The sequence below is a fragment of the Massilia sp. PAMC28688 genome (assembly GCF_019443445.1).
Classification (GTDB): Bacteria; Pseudomonadota; Gammaproteobacteria; order Burkholderiales; family Burkholderiaceae_D; genus Telluria_A.
The window spans coordinates 5,364,575-5,385,141 of the sequence record NZ_CP080378.1; the positions used below are offsets into that span (position 1 = coordinate 5,364,575).

18 protein-coding genes are annotated in these 20,567 nt (G+C 62.4%); 8 read left to right on the plus strand and 10 right to left on the minus strand.

What is annotated here, in order from left to right; all coding sequences use genetic code 11:
- Window positions 1-134: 134 nt before the first annotated feature.
- The 4 genes from KY495_RS23520 to KY495_RS23535 all read left to right on the plus strand — a co-directional run bounded on the left by KY495_RS23520 (window position 135) and on the right by KY495_RS23535 (window position 3,007).
- Window positions 135-1,310, plus strand: a complete 1,176-nt coding sequence (locus KY495_RS23520) for a glycerophosphodiester phosphodiesterase (protein WP_219881677.1) — start codon at window positions 135-137, stop codon at window positions 1,308-1,310.
- 91 nt (window positions 1,311-1,401) lie between these two features.
- Complete coding sequence (locus KY495_RS23525) at window positions 1,402-1,716, plus strand: YbjQ family protein (protein ID WP_219881678.1); 315 nt, start codon at window positions 1,402-1,404, stop codon at window positions 1,714-1,716.
- A 2-nt stretch (window positions 1,717-1,718) separates the two neighbouring features.
- Window positions 1,719-2,174 carry a YbjQ family protein gene (locus KY495_RS23530; RefSeq protein ID WP_219881679.1) on the plus strand — a complete coding sequence of 152 codons (456 nt, stop codon included), beginning with the start codon at window positions 1,719-1,721 and terminating at the stop codon, window positions 2,172-2,174.
- An 8-nt stretch (window positions 2,175-2,182) separates the two neighbouring features.
- Entirely contained in the window at window positions 2,183-3,007 is an 825-nt protein-coding gene (locus tag KY495_RS23535) for a M48 family metallopeptidase (protein ID WP_219881680.1), read from the plus strand.
- A 76-nt stretch (window positions 3,008-3,083) separates the two neighbouring features.
- Here the strand turns inward: KY495_RS23535 and KY495_RS23540 are convergent, their stop codons facing one another.
- Window positions 3,084-3,662: a PEP-CTERM sorting domain-containing protein gene (locus KY495_RS23540; protein ID WP_219881681.1), complete on the minus strand. Its 579-nt coding sequence runs from the start codon at window positions 3,660-3,662 to the stop codon at window positions 3,084-3,086.
- A 29-nt stretch (window positions 3,663-3,691) separates the two neighbouring features.
- Window positions 3,692-5,197, minus strand: a complete 1,506-nt coding sequence (locus KY495_RS23545) for a PhoX family phosphatase (RefSeq protein ID WP_219881682.1) — start codon at window positions 5,195-5,197, stop codon at window positions 3,692-3,694.
- 188 nt (window positions 5,198-5,385) lie between these two features.
- Between KY495_RS23545 and KY495_RS23550 the strand changes: the two genes are divergently transcribed.
- The 3 genes from KY495_RS23550 to KY495_RS23560 all read left to right on the plus strand — a co-directional run bounded on the left by KY495_RS23550 (window position 5,386) and on the right by KY495_RS23560 (window position 8,780).
- Window positions 5,386-6,495 (plus strand): ABC transporter substrate-binding protein, encoded by a 1,110-nt coding sequence (locus KY495_RS23550; protein WP_229518437.1) that lies wholly within the window; start codon window positions 5,386-5,388, stop codon window positions 6,493-6,495.
- A 131-nt stretch (window positions 6,496-6,626) separates the two neighbouring features.
- On the plus strand, window positions 6,627-8,270 hold the full coding sequence (locus tag KY495_RS23555) for a methyl-accepting chemotaxis protein (protein ID WP_219881683.1): 1,644 nt from the start codon (window positions 6,627-6,629) through the stop codon (window positions 8,268-8,270).
- Window positions 8,271-8,555: 285 nt separating this feature from the next.
- Entirely contained in the window at window positions 8,556-8,780 is a 225-nt protein-coding gene (locus tag KY495_RS23560) for a hypothetical protein (protein ID WP_219881684.1), read from the plus strand.
- 441 nt (window positions 8,781-9,221) lie between these two features.
- On the opposite strand, the gene katG is transcribed toward KY495_RS23560, so the two are convergent.
- The 8 genes from katG to pstS form a co-directional block, all read right to left on the minus strand.
- Window positions 9,222-11,450: a catalase/peroxidase HPI gene (gene katG / locus KY495_RS23565; protein ID WP_374040973.1), complete on the minus strand. Its 2,229-nt coding sequence runs from the start codon at window positions 11,448-11,450 to the stop codon at window positions 9,222-9,224.
- Window positions 11,451-11,673: 223 nt separating this feature from the next.
- A complete protein-coding gene (gene phoR / locus KY495_RS23570) occupies window positions 11,674-12,993 on the minus strand; it encodes a phosphate regulon sensor histidine kinase PhoR (protein WP_219881685.1) in 1,320 nt (439 codons plus the stop codon).
- Complete coding sequence (locus KY495_RS23575; RefSeq protein ID WP_219881686.1) at window positions 12,990-13,679, minus strand: response regulator; 690 nt, start codon at window positions 13,677-13,679, stop codon at window positions 12,990-12,992. Before KY495_RS23575 ends, phoR begins: the two co-directional genes overlap by 4 nt.
- Window positions 13,680-13,682: 3 nt before the next feature.
- Window positions 13,683-14,372, minus strand: a complete 690-nt coding sequence (phoU, locus tag KY495_RS23580) for a phosphate signaling complex protein PhoU (protein WP_219881687.1) — start codon at window positions 14,370-14,372, stop codon at window positions 13,683-13,685.
- A gap of 31 nt (window positions 14,373-14,403) precedes the next feature.
- Complete coding sequence (gene pstB / locus KY495_RS23585) at window positions 14,404-15,198, minus strand: phosphate ABC transporter ATP-binding protein PstB (protein WP_219881688.1); 795 nt, start codon at window positions 15,196-15,198, stop codon at window positions 14,404-14,406.
- Window positions 15,199-15,208: 10 nt separating this feature from the next.
- Window positions 15,209-16,105 carry a phosphate ABC transporter permease PstA gene (gene pstA / locus KY495_RS23590; protein WP_219881689.1) on the minus strand — a complete coding sequence of 299 codons (897 nt, stop codon included), beginning with the start codon at window positions 16,103-16,105 and terminating at the stop codon, window positions 15,209-15,211.
- Window positions 16,102-17,112 (minus strand): phosphate ABC transporter permease subunit PstC, encoded by a 1,011-nt coding sequence (gene pstC, locus KY495_RS23595; RefSeq protein ID WP_219881690.1) that lies wholly within the window; start codon window positions 17,110-17,112, stop codon window positions 16,102-16,104. The genes pstA and pstC overlap by 4 nt, the downstream gene beginning before the upstream one ends.
- A gap of 97 nt (window positions 17,113-17,209) precedes the next feature.
- Window positions 17,210-18,253 carry a phosphate ABC transporter substrate-binding protein PstS gene (gene pstS / locus KY495_RS23600; protein ID WP_219881691.1) on the minus strand — a complete coding sequence of 348 codons (1,044 nt, stop codon included), beginning with the start codon at window positions 18,251-18,253 and terminating at the stop codon, window positions 17,210-17,212.
- Window positions 18,254-18,506: 253 nt separating this feature from the next.
- On the opposite strand from pstS, the gene ppk1 reads away from it, so the two are divergent.
- Window positions 18,507-20,567 carry a polyphosphate kinase 1 gene (gene ppk1, locus KY495_RS23605; protein ID WP_219881692.1) on the plus strand — a complete coding sequence of 687 codons (2,061 nt, stop codon included), beginning with the start codon at window positions 18,507-18,509 and terminating at the stop codon, window positions 20,565-20,567.

Here is a 20,567-nt window from a genome sequence, read left to right on the forward strand (position 1 = left end):
ATAGGAGAGCGTTGCCGCAGCAAACACTTGCGTGGACACGCCCGCGGCAAATACCTGCCCGGCCACAGCATAGCCGTCACATGGTTGTCATGACAAGGTTTTAAGATCGATCACATTCAACCTGGAGTGACCCGATGACCCTGAACCAACCCACCCTGCTGCCGCTGGCTGCCATGCTGACACTGGCAGCCTGCGGCGGCGATGCACCGCCACCCTTGAACACCCTCGACAGCCGCCCTCCCCTGATTGCCGCCCACCGCGGCGCCAGCGGCTACCTGCCCGAGCAAACCGTGGAAGCGTACGCCATGGCGATCGCACAAGGGGCCGATGCCATTGAACCGGACCTGGTCTCCACCAAGGATGGCGTCCTGATCGCGCGCCACGACCCCAACCTGACCTACAGCACCGATGTGGCCATGCATCCCGAGTTTGCCGCCCGCAAGCGCACCCTGGATGTCGATGGCGAATTGCAGGAAGGCTGGTTCGCGGGCGACTTCACGCTGGCCGAAATCAAGACCCTGGGCGGGATCGCGACCGACGCCGAGCGGCCGCAGCAGTTCAACGGGCGCTACAAGATTGCCACCTTGCAGGAAGTGATCGACCTGATCAAGAAATCCGGCAAGCCCATTGCCCTGTATCCCGAAACCAAGAACCCCAGCTTTCACCGCCGCCACGGCCTGCCGCTGGAAGACAAGCTGCTGGCCACGCTGGACGCCGCCGGCTGGTCCACCCGCAGCGCGCCCGTGTACGTGCAATCGTTCGAGCCGGGCAGCCTCAAGTACATGCGCTCGAAAGGATCGACCCTGAAAATGATCCAGCTCATCGATGCCTATGATGTGGACCTCAAGACTGGTGCCCTGGTCTACGAAGCGCCCTACGACCGGCCGTTCGACTGGAAGCTGGCCGGTGACAGCCGCACCTTTGCGGCCATGATCACGCCCGCGGGCCTGGCCGAGATCAAGACTTACGCCGACGGCATTGGTCCCTGGAAGCGCTACATCGTGAGCCTGAAGGGGACGGTGGGCGCGGACGGCAAGCTGGCAGACGTCAATGGCGACGGCAAGATCAATGAAGCCGACGCGTCCACCACCGCGCCCACCCGCCTGATCGAGGACGCGCACCGGGCCGGACTGATGGTGCATGCCTACACCTTCCGCAATGAAAAGCGGCGCCTGGCGCTCGACTACAAGGGCGATCCCAAGGCCGAATACAAACAGTTCTATGCGCTGGGGCTGGACGGGCTGTTCACCGATTTTGCCGACACCGCCCTGGCCGCGCGCAGCGAATTTATGCGCGAACGCGGTTTATGAGTCGGCCGCACGCTTGCCGGCCAGTGAATTTTCGCCATTGATCAAACTATAACTTTATAATAGGAGACCTCTACCCACCAGGAACTGCACCATGCTGATGTCAAATATCGAAACCATCCCCGGCAAGACCATCACCACCTGTTTCGGCGTGGTTGCCGGCAGCACGGTGCGTTCCAAGCACGTCGGGCGCGACATCATGGCCAGCCTGAAAAACATCGTCGGCGGCGAGTTGCGCGGCTACACGGAGCTGCTCGAAGAATCGCGCGCGAGCGCCATCGAGCGCATGCAGGCCCAGGCCACGCAGATGGGCGCCAATGCCGTCGTCAATGTGCGCTTTTCCACGTCCTCCGTGGCTGCCGGCGCGGCGGAAATTTATGTGTACGGCACCGCCGTCACCGTGGTCTAAGCATGATCGAATTCATCCTTGGCCTGGCGTTCTGGGTCATTCCCATCTTGCTGGGATACATTTTCGGCCGCCGTGCCGAGGCCGCGCATTTCAAATCGATCCGGGAGCGCGAAGCGCGCTGGCTGCAACTGCCCACCACCTCCGCGAAAAAGCCCATGCTGAGCGGGCGCGAGGTCGCCAGTGCGCGGCTCGTGACCGGGTCGATGGTGGTGTCGATCGATTACTTCAAGCGGGCCCTGGGCGCCCTGCGCGCGATCATTGGCGGCCCCGTGCAATCGTACGAAACGCTGCTGGACCGGGCGCGGCGCGAGGCGGTGCTGCGCCTGAAGGAAAGCTGCAAGGGTGCGCACGAAGTCGTCAACCTGCGGTTGGAGACATCGTCCATTTCCGGCAAGGCCCCGGGAACCGTCGCCTGCGTGGAAGTGGTGGCCTACGGCACGGCAATTTATTACGCCTGAGACGGCGCATGGAATACAAGCCGGTCCTACCCGAGCATAACGACAACATCTCGCACGCGCAGCCGGTCAAGGAGTTTTTCGAGATCGCGGCAAGCCTGGCCATGATCGCCCTGCTCATTTTCGTGGGCCTGGGCTTGCTGGTCGATCGCATCGTTGATGGCATCAGCGCAGAAACGGAAGCGTCCATCAGCCGCATGGTGTCGGTGCCCACGGCCACGCCGGCGCCATTGCAGGCGCGCCAGCGCCAGGTGCAGCAGCTGGTGGACCAACTGCGCGCCTGCACACTCCTGCGCCGCCCTACGCCCATCTACCTGCACGATGCCGAACCGGTCAACGCGGCTGTGGGCCCGGGCGGCAATATCACCGTCTTCACCGGGCTGCTGGGCGCCAGGCTGTCGGAAAACGGCCTGTCGTTCGTGCTGGCGCACGAACTGGCGCACATCGAGCACCGCGATCATTTGCGCGGCATGGGGCGGGCCATTGCCATGGCGGCGGTGATCGCCACCATCACCGGCGGCGGCGACATCGATGCCATCGTCGGCCCCGGCCTGCACCTGGGCACTGCCAAATTTTCGCGCACGCGGGAAGCGGCCGCCGACGCGCGGGCGCTGGAAATTTTGCAGTGCCGCTACGGACATGTGGGCGGTGCGACACAACTGTTTGACAGCATGAAGGCCGAGGATTCCAGCTGGCCGCTGTCGCACTACATGGCCTCGCACCCGGCCATGCAGGAACGGATCGCGACCATCCATGCACTGGCCGCCGCCAGGCGGTTTCCAGTACGGCAGACCGTAGCGCTGGCCGCGCCGGCGGCAGGCCAACCGGCACCCTAAGCGGGGCCAGTCGCCTGCGGCGAAAACGGCCAAGGGCGCCGCAGCGCCCCGGTTACATGCAAGGCTGGCGCCAGTATTACTTTCGGCGGCGGCGCAGCATGGCACATGCCCCCATTCCTGCCAGCATCAAGGTCAGGTTGCCCGGTTCCGGCACGGCCGAGGTGATCACGAAGCGGTCGCCAACGGCCAAACCCGCCGTTGCCAGCTGCCAGTCAAACTTGTCGGCTTCGAGTACCGGGTTACCGATGTGCAGTTCAGCGTATTCGGGCGCGGAAAAGGTGATCGCCAGCTTGCCGTCGGTGCGGGTGACGGTGCCGACGCTGCCGAAGGCCGGGGTGACGCTGCCGTTGGCCGGGCCGAAGGCAATGCCGTCGAGGTAGAGCGCAAAGCCGTGCAGGGCCGAGCCGCTCAGGTTGCGCACCAGGGCGTTGAAACTGAGGTAGGGATTGGCCAGATCGGCCGCTTCCACGGTGTAGGTGAGCGATGTGTGGCTCAGCTGCGCCAGGTCCAGGTCAAATGATACCTGCGAGCCGGTCGAGTAGTCAGTGACCACATTGCCCGCACCGGTCGTGGTCGAGCTCAGCAAGGCAGCATTGGCGCTACCGGCAAAGGCCATGGCGCCCAGCACGGACACCAGCAATTGTTTTACAGTCATGGCAGTTCCTTAAAATGAATGTGGTTGGCTTACAGGGGGCCTTTCGCCCACGGACCGGTGATGGCAAAGGTGATGCCCGGGGTCTGGATGTTCGCAAACAGGTAGCGGCCCGTTGGGTCGAAGCAGGCACCGGCAAACTCGCTGCTGCGGCGGTCCCCTGCCAGCGTGCCCAGCTTGCCGGCGGCGAGCAGCTCGCTTTCGGTCAGATTGACATTGTTCTTGCCGAAAATGTAGGTGTCGCCGGCCGTGGTCACGCCCATCAGGCGGTTGCCCATGCCAAATTCGTCCACGCCTGCGGCGCCGCCATCTTCGCAAATGAGGATGCCGTGGCGCGGGCTGACGGTGAGGTTGTCGCCCATGTTGCCGATCGTGGGGCTGGGGCTGGAATAGATGCAGCGCAGGGTCTGGCGGGCCAGGTCGAGCTCCCAGATGGCGCCGCGCGCAACGTCGCCGCCGGACGTATCCATGACATAGATCTTGCCCTGGTCATACCACATGCCTTCGCCGCGGTTCATGCGCAGGCCACCTTGCAGCCAGCCCTGGACGAAAGGACCGGAAGCATTGCTGATGGCAACGCCGCTCGGGCCCACCACGTCGCTGCGGTCCTGGTCCGGATTGGCGATAGTGACCCATTCCAGTTCGTAGATATCGTTCACCGATACCCGGGCCAGGTTGGCATTGACGATGCCTTTGACCCGGGCCATCTGCAGCGTGCCGCCCTGGGCCAGCGAGCCCGGGTAGCCCGGGGTGACGAAGGGAATGTAGCGGTAAAAGCCCGAGCGCCCGCCCGAATCTTCCGATTCATAGACAATGCCGGTCGCAGGATCGACGGCCGCGGCCTCGTGGGCGAAGCGGCCCATGCCCTTGATCGGTACGGCGCTGGTCTGGAACGGGTCGGCATGGACTTCAAACACGTAGCCGTGCCGGTTGCCGGTGCTGCTGACCAGATTGGAGGCAACTTCTTCGCACGACAGCCAGGTGCCCCACGGCGTGACGCCGCCGGCGCAGTTGGTGGCCGTGCCGCCGAGGCTGGGACTGACGCTGACCCAGTTGCCGTCGCGGAAAATCAGATTGCTGTTACCACCGCGGAACTGACTCTCGCTGCCAGGCGGGCTGCCGCGGTCGTACACGGCGGGTGCACTGAGCAGGGCCGCGCTGGCACCGGCGCCAAGTTCGTGGTTACGCACCAGCACCAGTTCCGTGCTGCGCCCTACCCTGCGCGAGACCACCACGCCCATGCCGTCATGGCCGCCCGGGCACGGGTAACCGTCGCTCATGATGTCGCCAGTCCAGCCAAAGCTCTTGTAGCTGAAACCGGGCGGCAGCTGCAACAACGGCAAACCGGTGGTCAGGTCCCTGACCGGGGCGATCTTGCCGTAAGGGCTGGGCACCAGCATGGTGCTGCCATCGGCGGCGCCCGCTTCGCGCGCCTGCAGGGCAGCGAAGGAAGCAATAAACGGCAGGGCGGACGCGCCCGCAAGACCCTTCAGCAGGCTGCGGCGGGTGACTGACTGGTCGGATGAATCGTGGTTCATACTGTCCCTTTCTGTGGTGAAATGGCTGAGGAGCCTGCAAGCGGGCCCCGTTTGCTGAAGTGCCATTTCAACAAAGGAACACTACGGGACGATGACATTTGCATACCGAATTTGCGGCGCGGGGCGCCAGTGATCAGCGTCCGTCATCATATTGTCATACGGCAATTTTAGAATGATGCTTTCCATTCTTGAGAGCCGCACGTGTTCAAACGATTCATCAGCCTGCCCTGTGCGCTGTTGCCGGCACTGCCATCGCAGCCAGCCGCAATGTCGTTGTCGTCCAGTCCATCGACCTGTCCGGTCCCAATGGCAGCATAGGCCGCGATTACGTGGCCGGCATCACGACCTACTTCGACGGCATCAATCAGAAAGGCGGGGTCAAGGGGCGCAAGATCGCCTACATCGTGAAGGATGACCGTGGCAGCGCGGGCGACTCGGCCGCCAATGTCAGCGCATTGATCCGCGACGCAGGCGCCGATTACGTGCTCGGCGCCATTGGCACCAGCGCCAACCGGGCCATCCTGAGCACGCCCGCGTTTGCCCGGTCGCGCCATCAACTGTTCGCCCCGCTGGCCGATTCCAGCGCCACGGCCAGTGCCCGCGCCGTGTTCTGGCGTCCCAGCATTGAAAGCGAACTGCTGCACCTGCTCACCCACTTTGAAAAGCTGGGCGTGAGCCAGGTCGGCATCGCCCTCCAGCTATTGCCCGACAATACGCGCGCTTTCGAGTTCCTGAAAAGCGAAATCAAAAAGCGCAACATGAGGCTAGCCGGCGTGGCCAATATCACGGCCCATCCGGAGGAACTCAACACGCAGGCGCAGCGCCTTGCACAAAGCGGGCCAAGGCTGGTCATCTCGATTGGCGACACGATCGCCATGGCACAGTTCCTGCGGGCCTACCGCGCCCACGATGGGAGCACGTTCGTGGCTGGCACTTCGCTGGTCAACCTTACCACCCTGAGCGAAATTGCCGGCCGCCGCGCCACGGAATGGACCGTGTTTTCCCAGGTGGTGCCCAATCCTGCGCGCGCCGTGTCGGCCCTGCAGTCGGAGCATATCGACATGATGAAGCGGTTTCGCGATGAGCCCGTGTCCTCTTTGACCCTGGAAGGCTATGCGGTGGCCAAGACCATGGTCAGCCTGCTGCAGATCGATGAAACGTCGTCCGCCCCGCTGGCCGGCAAGTGGGGCAAGCTGGACCTGGGGGGCATGATCGTTGCAGCGCCGCAACAGGGGACCAATCTGTCCAGCTTTGTTGGCATCGCCCTGTTCCGCCCGGACGGTAGCTTGATGTTTTAAACTGTTGGTCAAGGTCAACATCCCATCTTTTTTTCCCATTCGCATCAGGACTCTTGTCTCTTTCGCGACATTGGCGCATGATTGTTTGACGCGCATCATGCTCCATGAATTCCCTTGTGCCAGGAATGTCCATGCAACTAGCCAATCTTCGTATTGCCGCGCGCCTCGCCCTGCTGGGCGCGTTTTTCGTGATCGCCATGATCATTGTTGCCGTGAGCGGCTCAAACACGCTCAGCAACGTCAGCGCCCGCAGCGCGGCCGGCCTGCAACAAGCCGCTGTGCTCACCGATGCCATTGACACGGCGCGCGCCGCCCAGGTCCACTTCAAAATCCAGGTCCAGGAATGGAAAAACATTCTGCTGCGCGGCGGCGACCCCGCGCAGCTCGAGCGCTATACGGCGTCGTTCAGGAAGAGCGGCGCCACCACCCGTGCCGAACTCGACAAGACCGCGGCCCTGCTTGCCAGGCTCGGCCTGCAGACGCCACTCATTGGCGACGCCATTGCTGCCCACGAAGCACTCGGCAAGAATTATTTGACAGCACTGGAACAGTACGACAGCGCCGACCCCGCCAGTCCCCAGCGGGTCGACGCCCTGGTCAAGGGCATGGATCGCGCCCCGACGGCCAGGATTGATCAGATCGTCGCCTTCATGCAGGCACAGTCCAAACAGCTCGTTGCCAGCACGGCCGCTGCCAATGCCGAGGCGCAGCGCCAGGCCACCATGGTCATCGTGATCACCGTGGTGTGCACGGTGCTGGTATGCGGCGCGATCATGCTGTGGCTGGCGCGCAGCATCACCACGCCCCTCAATGAAGCGGTGTCAATTGCACGCACGGTGGCCGATGGCGACCTGTCGACCAACATCAAAGTGCGCGGCAGCGATGAAATCGGCATGCTGCTGGCCTCGCTCAAGCACATGCACGACAACCTTGGTGATATCGTCGGCAAGGTGCGCGCCGGCACGGACGCCATCGCCCATGCGTCGACCGAGATCGCCGATGGCAACCTGGACTTGTCGATGCGCACCGAAGAACAGGCCAGCGCGCTGGAAGAAACGGCGTCGGCCATGGAAGAACTGACCAGTACGGTCAAGCAGACCAGCGCCAGCGCGGGCCAGGCCAGCAGTCTTGCGGGCGAAGCGAGCGGCGTGGCAGAACGTGGCGGGGAAGCCGTGAGCAATGTGATTGCGACCATGGGCGTGATCAATGAATCGTCGCGCAAGATCGTGGACATCATAGGCGTGATCGACGGGATCGCCTTCCAGACCAATATTTTGGCCCTGAATGCGGCAGTGGAAGCGGCGCGTGCCGGCGAACAGGGGCGCGGCTTTGCCGTGGTGGCGGCCGAAGTGCGCAGCCTGGCCCAGCGCTCGGCGGCGGCGGCGCGCGAGATCAAGGCCCTCATCGGTGACTCGGTCGACCAGGTGGCCGCCGGCAGCAAGCTGGTTCAGCATGCAGGCACCACCATGGGCGACGTGGTGAGCAGTGTCCAGAAGGTCAACAGCATCATTGGCGACATTGCCGTGGCGAGCAAGGAACAGAACGCCGGCATCGACCAGGTCAACGATGCGATCGCGCAAATGGACGCCATGACACAGCAAAATGCGGCGCTCGTGGAACAGGCAGCGGCAGCGGCGGCGGCAATGCGGCAGCAGGCTGCGGAACTGAAGCAGGCGGTCAGCGTATTCAAGATCCACGAACGGTTTGATACTGTGGTGGTTGCGGCGCCGCGCGTGGCGCGTGGTCATCGGGACGACGTGCTGAAGCTGGCGTAGCGCCGAAAAAAAACCCGCGCCATCGCTGGTGCGGGTTAAAAACGGAGTTTTCCCAGAAGAGGAAGAAACAAGTCCATGGTAAGGGCGGTATATGACGCCATGATGAAGCGGCATCGATTTTTGCAGGACTGCGGTAATGAGGAGGTCATGCGTGCTGCTTACAGTACGTCTGTCCGGCCCTGGGGCCGACAGCTTTGTCCGGTCAGCTCAAGCATCGGGCACCAATTCAGCAACGCCAGCTGCCGGCGATGAGGCAGCGGTTTGTTAATTCGTTTGGAGGCAAGAATGACGTCCAGGACCGAGTTACGCAACGACCGCAGCACCGCCGCCCACATCGCGCGTGCCCTCAAGCTGCAGCAGCAATGTGGCTACGACTATGCCCGCTCCCACTTGCACTCGGTCGGCGTCCCGGACGACCTGGCACGGCGCCTGCTGGCGATCCGCTTCGACCGGCGCCAGGCGGGGCAGCCCGGAGCAGCTGTGAGCATGCCGGCAACGGCGACACAATAGCGGGTCAGCCCAACGCCAAAGAAATTGATTTTGCCCCGTTTAAGTGGTCTGACCCTGGCAAGAGGAAATTGATTTTGCCCCGTTTAAGTGGTCTGACCCTGGCAAGAGGAAATTGATTTTGCCCGTTTAAGTGGTCTGACCCTGGCAAGAGGAAATTGATTTTCTCCCGTTTAAGTGGTCTGACCCTGGCAAGAGGAAATTGATTTTGCCCCGTTTAAGTGGTCTGACCCTGGCAAGAGGAAATTGATTTTGCCGTGTTTAAGTGGTCTGACCCTGGGCATGAGGAAATTGATTTTGCCCCGTTTAAGTGGTCCGTTTAAGTGGTCTGACCCTGGCAAGGGGAAATTGATTTTTCTGCGTTTAAGTGGTCTGACCCTGGCAGGAGGAAATTGATTTTGGGTTGTGCCGCAGACCTTGTCGCGCCTGCGGCACCAGGCAATATCAGCCAGCCTGCGGGTAGCGCAGGTCGAAGCGGTCCAGTTCCATGACCTTGGTCCACGCCTTGACGAAGTCTTGCACGAAGTGTGCCTCGCCATCGCGCGCGGCATACACTTCCGACAAGGCGCGCAGCTGGGCATTGCTGCCGAAGATCAGGTCGGCCAATGTCGCCGTCCAGCGCCGCTCACCCGTGGTGCGGTCGGTGCCTTCGAACAGGTGGGCGGTGCCGTCCACCCGCTTCCACGCGGTGCGCATGTCCAGCAGATTGGTGAAGAAGTCGGACGTGAGCGCACCAATCCGGGTGGTGAACACGCCATGCCGCTCGCCGCCACTGGTGGCGCCCAGCACCCGCATGCCCCCTACCAGCGCCGTCATTTCCGGCGCCGTCAGCATCAGGAGGTTGGCCTTGTCGATCATGGCGTTGGCCACATTCCCCGCAGCGCCGGCATGGATGTAGTTGCGAAAGCCATCGACTGCCGGCTCCAGCACGGCGAACGAATTGACGTCGGTCTGCGCCAGCGATGCGTCCATGCGGCCCGGGCGAAATGGGACGGTCACTTCGTGCCCCGCCTGCCTGGCCGCAGCTTCCACCGCGGCGCTCCCGCCCAGTACGATCAGGTCGGCCAGCGACACCTGCTTGCCGTTGTTTGCACCGGCGTTGAAGTTCTCGCGGATCGCTTCCAGCCGCGTCAGCACCTGCGCCAGTTCTGCCGGGTCGTTCGCCTCCCAATCCTTCTGTGGCGCCAGGCGGATGCGGGCCCCATTGGCCCCGCCACGCAGGTCGCTGCCGCGGAAGGTCGAGGCCGATGCCCAGGCCGCTTTGACAAGCGCCTGCACCGACAGGCCACACTCCAGCAGCGTTGCCTTCAATGCGGCAATGTCGGCCTCGTCGATGAGTGCATGGTCCACCTTCGGGATCGGGTCTTGCCAGATCAGGTCTTCCTGCGGCACGAGGGGCCCCAGGTAGCGTACCTTCGGTCCCATGTCGCGGTGGGTCAGCTTGAACCAGGCGCGCGCAAAGGCGTCGGCAAATGCGGCCGGATCAGCCAGAAAGCGGCGCCCGATCTGTTCGTAGGCCGCATCGAAGCGCAGCGCGAGGTCGGCAGTGGTCATCATCGGCTGGTGCAGCTTGCCGGGGATATGGGCGTCCGGCACATTGCGCCCGACGTCGCCAACCGGCTTCCACTGGTGCGCGCCGGCCGGGCTCCTGGTCAGCTCCCAGTCAAAGCCGAACAGCGTTTCCAGGTAGCTCATGTCCCAGGTCGTGGGCGTGGCGGTCCAGGCGCCTTCCAGGCCGCTGGTGATGGTGTGCGCACCAACGCCGCTGTCGTAAGCATTCTTCCAGCCCAGGCCCAGTTCTTCGATGTTGGCGCCTTCCGGATCCGCGCCCACATGGTGGGCTTCGGCGGCGCCATGGCATTTGCCAAAGGTGTGGCCGCCCGCCACCAGCGCCACCGTTTCTTCGTCGTCCATGGCCATGCGGGCAAAGGTTTCGCGGATGTCGCGCGCCGAGCGCACCGGGTCCGGCTCGCCATTGGGGCCTTCCGGGTTCACATAGATCAGGCCCATCTGGACTGCGGCCAGCGGCTTGGCCAGTTCCCGCTCGCCGCTGTAGCGTTCGTCCCCGAGCCACGTCGACTCAGGGCCCCAGTCGATCGGCAGCGGCTCCCAGATGTCGTCACGCCCGCCGCCGAAGCCGAAAGTCTTGAAGCCCATCGATTCGAGCGCCACGTTACCGGCGAGGATCATCAGGTCGGCCCAGGACAGCTGCTTGCCGTATTTTTGCTTGATCGGCCACAGCAGCCTGCGCGCCTTGTCCAGGTTGCCGTTGTCGGGCCAGCTGTTGAGGGGGGCGAAACGCTGCTCGCCGGAGCGGGCGCCGCCACGGCCGTCGAAAATGCGGTAGGTGCCGGCCGAGTGCCAGGCCATGCGGATGAAGAAGGGGCCGTAGTGGCCGTAATCGGCTGGCCACCAGTCCTGGGAGTCAGTCATCAGGACATTGAGGTCGGCAATGACGGCGTCCAGGTCAAGCTTCCGGAACTCCTGCTGGTAATTGAAGTCTTCCAGATTGGGGTCGCCCAGTTTGGCGTGCTGGTGCAGGATGGAGAGGTTGAGCTGATCAGGCCACCAGTGGGCGTTGGTCAGTGTCTTCTTCGGCTTGTTCCCGTGCGCGACGGGGCACTTGCCCATGTACTGCGATTCGGCGTTCTTGAGGTCGTTCGTGTCGTTCATGTGGCAGTATCCTTTGGTGAGATCGGGTCGAGGCAACTCGGTCACGATAGGATAAAACTACAATTAACTATGTTCCAATTGATATTTTTAATCGAAGGGATAGCCGACAACCCGTTTAGCGGGGTAAAAGGAAGCCGGCAAGGCAGGGAAACGCGCCGTCAAGCGGCGCCTGCCGGACGATGGAGACGCCGTCCACGGTCCGACACGGCAGAAAGTCGCCTGCTCAGGCCGCGATGATGCCGTCGCGGGATTTTTCCAGCGCCATGGACTGCGGCAGCGACACGGTGAAGGTGCTGCCCTTCCCCGCTTCCGAACAAATGGCGAGCTGGCCGCGGTGGCGCAGCAGCACGTGCTTGACAATGGCCAGGCCCAGGCCCGTGCCCTGGGTCTCGCGCGAGCGGCTCTTGTCGACCCGGTAGAAGCGCTCGGTCAGGCGCGCGATATGAATCTGCTCGATGCCGATACCGGAATCACGGGCCACGAATTGCGGCCCGTCCGGTCCCTGCTGCCAGCGCAGGTCGATGGTGCCGCCGGCCGGCGTGTAGCGCACGGCGTTCGAGGCCAGGTTGCCAAAGGCGCTGCGCAGTTCTTCCGCGCTGCCCGTCACGTCAGGGCCGCTCACGTCCGACGTCACCGTATGCTTGCCGGCCGAGAGCGCGCGCGCTTCGTCGGCAATGGCGCTCATCATGGCGGCCATGTCGACACGTTCCGGCCGCAGCGGATAATCGACCGATTCCAGGCGCGAGAGCGTGAGCATGTCCTCAATCAGGCGCTGCATGCGGCGCCCTTGCTCGGTCATGAGCTTGAGGTGCGCGGCGCGGGTGGCGGCATCGAGGCCCGGCTCGCTGGAAGCAATTTCCAAAAAGCCGACAATGACGGTGAGCGGCGTGCGCAGTTCGTGCGAGGCGTTGGCGATGAAGTCGCGCCGCATTTCTTCAATGCGCTGCGTTTCGGTGGCGTCGTGCGTGACCAGGATCTGGCGCCGGTTCTCGAACGGGATGATCTGGCAGATCAGCTTGCGTTCGCGCAGCGCCAGCGTGAGGGGCTGCTCGTAGCGGCCCAGAATGATGTAGTCGATAAAGGCAGGATGGCGGATCAGGTTGGTGATGCGCATGCCCTTGTCCTTGTCCAGCGTCAGGCCCAGGTGCTGCTCGGCGGCCGGGTTGCACCACTCCAGAAACAGCACGTCGTCCATGATGGCCACGCCGTCCGGCAGCAGGTGCATGGCCTGGCGAAAGCGCGCCAGCCATTCGGTCAGTTCGGCCTGGTTGCGCTCGTCATCGCGGCGCAGGCGGTACAGGCGCGAGAATATGCCCGTCCACGAACCCCAGCCGTCCGGCAGGCGCGAGCTGTGCGGGTCTTCCAGCCATTCGCCCAGCTTGCTCAGGTAGCTCAGCTGCACGAACAGCAGGATCGTCACCGCCGCCAGCGCCAGCATGGCCCCGTACACGGCGCCGAACATGGCCCCCACGATGGCGCCGCCGGCCAGGATGAAGGCCAGGCGCAGCATGGCCGGAATCCAGAAGAGCAGGCGCGGGTTCATTTGACCGAAAGCATATAGCCGACACTGCGCACGGTGCGGATCAGGCTTTCGGCCTGCTTGAGCGCCTTGCGCAGGCGCAGCACGTGGACGTCGACGGTGCGCTCTTCAATGACGGCGTGGTCGCCCCACACCTTGTCAAGCAGCTGGCTGCGCGAAAACACGCGCTCGGGATTGGCCAGGAAGAATTTGAGCAGCTTGAATTCGGCGTGGCCAATGTCGATCTTTTGTCCCGCCAGCGACACGCTGCAGCTGACCGGGTCCAGCGTGACCTCGCCGGCCGACAAGGGCGCTTCGGCATGCTCGGGACTCTTGCGCCGCAACAGCGCCTTGGAGCGGGCCAGCAACTCGCGCGGCGAGAATGGCTTGGTGACGTAGTCGTCCGCCCCCGTGTTCAGGCCGGCGATCTTGTCTTCTTCCATGCTCTTGGCGGTGAGCATGATGACCGGAATATCCTGGAAATGGCGGTCGGCCCGGATGCGCGAGAGCAGACGCAAACCGGTCTGGTCAGGCAGCATCCAGTCCAGCAGGATCAGGTGCGGGATGCGCTGGGTGATGAATTCCCAGGCCGCGCCCACATTCTGCACGGAACACACATTCCAGCCGGTTTCGCGCAGGGAGAACGTGACCAGCTCGATAATGGCCGGTTCGTCCTCCACGATCAGGACCGTGGTTTTGTCTACTGCCATCTGTTACGCCTGTGCGTCCGGTTTGCGGTGGCGGATGTCCTTGCCTTCGACCACGTAGATCACGTATTCGGCAATGTTCTTGGCATGGTCGCCAATGCGCTCGATGGCCTTGGCCACCCACAGGGTGTCGAGGGCCGAGGAAATGGTGCGCGGGTCTTCCATCATGAAGGTGATCAGGTTGCGCATGATGGACTTGAATTCGTGGTCGATCACGGCATCCTGGGCGATGAGCTGCAAGGCTTGCTTGCCATCGAGGCGGGCAAAGGCGTCGAGCGCATCGTGCAGCATGTCGATGGTGGAGGCGGCAATGGTACGCACCATTTCATAGTGGTTCAGGGCCGGGGCGCCGCGCGAATGCAAGCTCTTGGCAGTGCGGGCGATCTTGGACGCTTCATCGCCAATGCGCTCGAGGTCGGTGATTACCTTGACGGTTGCCATGACGGTGCGCAAGTCATTGGCCGTGGGCTGGCGGCGCACGATCAGGTGGCTGCAATCGTCGTCCAGCGCTACTTCGAGCTGGTTGACCTGGTCATCGTCGGCAATGACACGGTCGGCGCCTTCCTGGTTGCCGGTGCGAAAGCACGTCATGGCATCGATTAACTGCGACTCCACCAGGCCTCCCATCAGGAGTACCTTGGAGCGGATGGTTTCTAGTTCGTGGTCGTACTGTTTCGAGGAATGCTCGCCTATCATGCTGCTCTCCGTATTGGATGTTGTTGTCGGATCAGCCGAAGCGTCCGGTGATGTAGTCCTGCGTCTCTTTGCGGGCTGGATTCATGAAGATCTGGTCGGTCTCGCCAAACTCCACCAGCTCGCCCAGGTACATATAGGCGGTATAGTCCGAGCAGCGCGCAGCCTGCTGCATGTTGTGGGTGACGATGGTGATCGTGTAATCCTGCTTGAGCTCGCTGATCAGTTCTTCCACCTTGGCCGTGGAAATCGGGTCCAGTGCCGAGGTCGGCTCGTCCAGCAGCAGCACGTCAGGCTTGACGGCCACGCCGCGCGCGATGCACAGGCGCTGCTGCTGGCCGCCCGACAGCGACAGGCCGCTCTTGGACAGCTTGTCCTTCACTTCGCCCCACAGGGCTGCCTTCTTGAGGGCCCACTCGACGCGCTCGTCCATGGCACCCTTGGACAAGTCTTCATACAGGCGCACGCCAAAGGCGATGTTATCGTAGATCGACATGGGGAACGGTGTCGGTTTCTGGAAAACCATGCCGATCTTGGCGCGGATCATGTTCACGTCCTGATTGGCATCGAGCAGGTTGCGCCCGCGGTACAGGATCTGCCCTTCCGCGCGCTGGCCCGGGTACAGGTCGTACATGCGGTTGAGCGTGCGCAGCAGGGTCGACTTGCCGCAGCCGGACGGGCCGATAAAGGCCGTCACCTGCTTTTCATGGATGTCCAGGTTGACGTTGGTCAGCGACTGCGTCTTACCGTAAAAGAAGTTGAGGTTCTTGATCTCGATGGTCTTGTTCTTCGGCGTGACGGTCGGGATCGGTTGTGGCAATGGGCTCATGATCGTTATCTTATTTAGGCGTTTTTTGGCTGAACAGGCTGCGCGAGAGAATATTGAGCAGCAGCACGCTGAAGGTCACGAGCAGGGCCGCGGCCCAGGCCAGCGGAATCCAGTTCGCTTCCGAGCTCATCGCGAATTTATTGATGACCACGGGCATATTGGCCATCATGCCGTTCATGTCGGTACTGAAATACTGGTTGTTCAGGGCAGTAAATAGCAGCGGCGCGGTTTCGCCGGAGATGCGGGCCACTGCCAGCAGCACGCCGGTGATGACGCCGGCCTTGACGGCGCGCAGGCGCACGAAGGTGGCCACTTTCCAGCGCGGCGCGCCCAGGGCAAAGGCGGCTTCGAGCAGGCTGTTGGGAACCAGGCGCAGCATGTTGTCGGTGGTGCGCACCACCACCGGAATGGCGATGAGCGAGAGCGCGAGACTGCCGGCATAGCCCGAAAAGTGCTGGACCTGGGCCACATAAATCGCATACACGAACAGGCCGATCACGATCGAGGGGGCCGAGAGCATGATGTCGGTGACAAAGCGGGTGACACTGGCAAACCAGCTGGTCTCGCCATACTCGGCCAGGTAAATGCCGGCCAGGATGCCGATCGGGGTGCTGACGGCGGTCGACAGGCCCACCATCAGCAGGCTGCCGACAATGGCGTTGCGCAAGCCGCCCGGGTCGTCGCCCGGCGGCGGGGTATCGAGAATGAACAGGCTCAGCGACAAGCCGCCCACGCCCTTGATGATCAGGGTAGCGAGGATCCACAGCAGGAAGATGAGGCCGAAGGACATGGCCAGGATCGACAGCGCAATGCCGATGCGGTGCACCAGCAGGCGCTTGCGATAAACGGGATTGACCGCAGGATTAACCGCGGATTTGACGGCGGGATTGAACGAGGCCTGGCTCATTTGACGCCTTCCTTACGCGACATACCGGCCAGCATCAGCTTGGCGGCGGATAAAACGACGAATGTGATGGCGAACAGGATCAGGCCCAGCGCATACAGGGACGAGACATGCAGCACCGATTGTGCTTCGGCAAATTCATTGGCGAGCGTGGACGAAATCGAGTTGCCGGGTGCGAACAGCGACCACGACAGGCGCTGGGCGTTGCCGATCACGAAGGTCACGGCCATGGTTTCTCCGAGCGCGCGGCCCAGTCCCAGCATGACGCCGCCTACCACGCCGGTCTTGGTATAAGGCAGCACAATTTTGCGCACCACTTCCCAGCGTGTGCAGCCGAGGCCGTAGGCAGATTCCTTGAGCACGGCCGGGACGATCTCGAACACGTCGCGCATCACCGAGGCGATAAACGGGATGATCATGATGGCCAGGATCAGGCCGGCGGTGAGGATGCCCAGGCCCATGGCGGGGCCGCTAAAGAGCTGGCCGATGATGGGCAATTGGCCCAGGGTACTTTTGAGGGCCGGCTGCACATATTCGCCAAACAGGGGCACGAACACGAACAGGCCCCACATGCCATAAATAATGGAGGGGATGCCGGCCAGCAGCTCGATGGCCGTGCCGAGCGGGCGGCGCAGCCAGGCGGGGCAAATTTCAGTGAGGAACAAGGCGATGCCAAAGCTGATCGGAAACGCAATCAGCAGTGCAATCAGCGAAGTAACGACGGTGCCGAAAATGGCAATCAGGGCGCCATACTGGTCGTTGACGGGATCCCATTCAGACGAGGTGATGAAGCCGGCGCCGAATTCGCGGAAAGCGGGCAGCGAGCCATGCACCAGATAAATGATAATGCCCGCCAGCACCAGCAGCACGGAGGTGGCGAACAGCAGGGTTGTCTTGTGAAAAATAAAATCCTGCAGCCGCTGCGTTCGCATGGTGGAAAGCAAAGCGGCCTGATCATTGTCAGGCACGGCAGGAGAATCGAGTTGTATCGCAGCGGTTTGTGCACTCATGCGCTAGAGACCTAAGATTGCCGGCGGACGGCGCCGCCGGCGAAACAGCAAAAAGCGCACTTCCCTGCTGCAGGCAAGAAAGTGCGCCTGCCAGGAATTACCAGATCGCCTTGCCCGAAGCGTCTTTCAGGTTGGCCTTCCAGGCATCAGCAACCAGCTTGGTCACGACGTCCGGCATCGGCACGTATTCCAGTTCGGTGGCAGCCGCGTCACCATTCTTGGCGGCCCAGTCGAAGAACTTGAGCACTTCCTTGCCACGGGCAGCGTCGGCCTGCGCCTTGTGCATCAGGATGAAGGAAGCGCCGGTGATGGGCCAGCTTGCCTTGCCAGCCTGGTCGGTCAGGATGATGTTGAACCCTGGCGTCTTGGCCCAGTCGGCCGAGGCAGCAGCTGCCTTGAAGGCTTCATCGTCAGGCTGCACGAACACGCCATCGCGGTTCTTGATCTGGGTGTGAGCAATCTTGTTCTTCTTGGCAAACGCCCACTCGACGTAGCCAATGGTGCCCTTCATGCGCTGCACGTTGGCCGCGACGCCTTCGTTACCCTTGCCGCCCACGCCGGTGGCCCACTTGACGGACGTCTCGGCGCCGACTTTCGACTTGAACTCCGGGCTGACCTTGGACAGGTAGTCGGTGAACAGGAAGGTGGTGCCCGAGCCGTCAGCGCGGTAGACGACGGTGATGTCGTCGGCCGGCAGCTTCAGGCCAGGATTGAGAGCGGCGATTTGCGGCGCATTCCACTTGGTGATCTTGCCCATGTAGATGTCGGCGATCACAGGACCGGTCAGCTTCATGGCGCCGGGGGCGATGCCATCGAGGTTGACAATGGTGACCACGCCGCCCATGACGGTCGGGAACTGCATCAGGCCGGCCGCTTCCAGCTCGGCGGCCGAGAGTGGCTTGTCGGAAGCGCCGAAGTCGACGGTCTTGGCCTTGATCTGCTTGATGCCGGCACCAGAGCCAACGGATTGATAGTTCACGGCATTGCCGGAAGCTTTCTTGTACATGTCAGCCCACTTGGCGTACACAGGGGCCGGGAAAGTCGCGCCGGCGCCAGTCACATCGGCGGCGTGGGACACGGAGCTGGCCACGACGGCGGTGGCACCAACGATCATCGAAGCTAACAACTGTTTCATTCGCATATCAAGTCCTAAGTCCTGGTTGGGGGTGGTCACAAAAACCGAAAGCCTTTGTCGACGCTGCGCAGTCTAGCGCGCCAATATGACACGATTATGACATTCATGACATCCATGAAAACTGATGAATTCGTCCAGCATGGTACCCTTGTTCCACTGCGTTGATGACATGGTCTGCAGTATTGTCACAGACCTGTCACAGTTGGAAATTACACTGAAATGGGTTATTGGATCAGCAATCACACGACATAAAGAGCTAATGAAAACAGACGCCAAAACGTCCCCGCGGCCCTTGTTTCTGGACCGGGAATTGTCCCAACTGAAATTCAACCGGCGGGTCCTGGCCCAGGCCGAGGACAATGCGATACCGTTGTTGGAGCGACTGCGTTATTTATGTATCGTATCGAACAATCTCGACGAGTTCTTTGAAGTGCGCGTGGCCAGCCTGCTGGCCCAGGGCAGCCTGGCCGGTACCGCCGCCCTGGCCGCGTCGCTTGCGCGCATCAGCAGCGAATGCCATCTGCTTGTCAAGCAGCAATACGCAATCCTGAACAATGACGTGCTGCCCCAGCTGCAGGCGCGCGGCGTGCACCTGGTGCGCCATTCCGACCGCAATCCGGCCCAGCGCGCGTGGGTCAAGGAATACTTCGAGCGCGAGGTGCGGCCCCTGCTGACCCCGATCGGGCTCGACCCGGCCCACCCCTTCCCCCAGGTGGTCAACAAGAGCCTGAACTTCATCGTGGCCCTGAGCGGCAAGGATGCCTTCGGGCGCGGCAGTGCCATTGCCATTGTCAAGGCGCCCCGCGTGCTGCCGCGCGTTATCCGCCTGCCGGACAAGCTGTCGAAGAACGGCGCTTCCTTCTGCCTGCTTTCCTCCGTCATCCATGCCCATATTGAAGACTTGTTCATGGGACGCGAGGTGACGGCTTACTCCCAGTTCCGCGTTACCCGCGACAGCGATCTGTGGGTGGACGAAGACGAAGTCAAAAACCTGCGCCAGGCCCTCAAGGGCGAGCTGCAGGGACGCCAGTTCGGCACTTCGGTGCGGCTGGAAGTGGCGCGCAATTGTCCGCCGGAACTATCGCAATTCCTGCTCAACCAGTTCAGCCTGGATGAAAGCCGCCTGTACGCCGTGGACGGCCCCGTCAACCTGGTGCGCCTGCAGGAACTGGTGGGCCAGATCGACGAACCGGACCTGCGCTTCCCTGCCTTTACCCCGGGCCTGCTGGACAAGGCGGCCCACGCCGATATTTTCGAGCAGCTGCGCCGTCACGATGTGCTGCTGCACCATCCTTTCCAGTCATTTCAACCGGTCGTCGATTTCATCCGCGCCGCGGCGGTGGACCCGCAGGTGGTTGCCATCAAGCAAACCATTTACCGTACCGGCACCCATTCCGAACTGATGGAAGGCTTGATGACGGCCGCGCGCTTGGGCAAGGAAGTCACGGTCGTGCTGGAACTGATGGCGCGCTTTGACGAAGAAGCCAACATCAACTGGGCCGACAAGCTGGAACAGGCCGGCGCCCAGGTGGTGTACGGCGTGGTGGGCCTGAAGACGCACGCCAAGGTGGCGCTCGTGATCCGGCGCGAGGACAGCGGCCTGCAGTTCTATGCCCACCTCGGCACGGGCAATTACCACCTGACCACCACCCGCTTCTATACTGATTTTGGCATGCTCACGGCGCGCCAGGAACTGGGGCGCGAAGTCAATGAAGTATTCATTCACCTGACCAGCCTGACCAGGCCGGCGCGCATGCAGCACCTGTGGCTGGCACCGTTTGCGCTCCAGGCAGAGATCATCAAGGCCATCCGCAATGAAGCGCGCATCGCCAAGGCCGGCAAAACAGGCCGCATCATCGTTAAAGTCAATGCGATGGTCGACGAATCGGTGATCCGCGCCCTGTACGCGGCATCCCAGGACGGGGTCAAGATCGATCTCATCGTGCGCGGCGCCTGTACCTTGCGCCCCGGTGTGAAAGGTTTGTCGGACAATATCAAGGTGAGGTCGATCATTGGCCGCTTCCTGGAACACAGCCGGATTTATTATTTCCGCAACGACTTGAAGCACGATGTCTATCTCGCCAGTGCCGACTGGATGAGCCGCAACCTGTTCCGGCGCATCGAAGTGGCTTTCCCGGTGCTCGACAAGGCACTCAAGAAACGGGTCATCAGCGAAGGATTGAACCCCTACCTGAAAGACAACTCGAACGCCTGGGAACTCGATGCCGACGGCGAATACCACCGCCGCTCGCGGCGCGCCAGGACGGGTGGCTATTCGGCGCAGCAGTACCTGATGAACACGCTGGGCACGCCCGGCTGA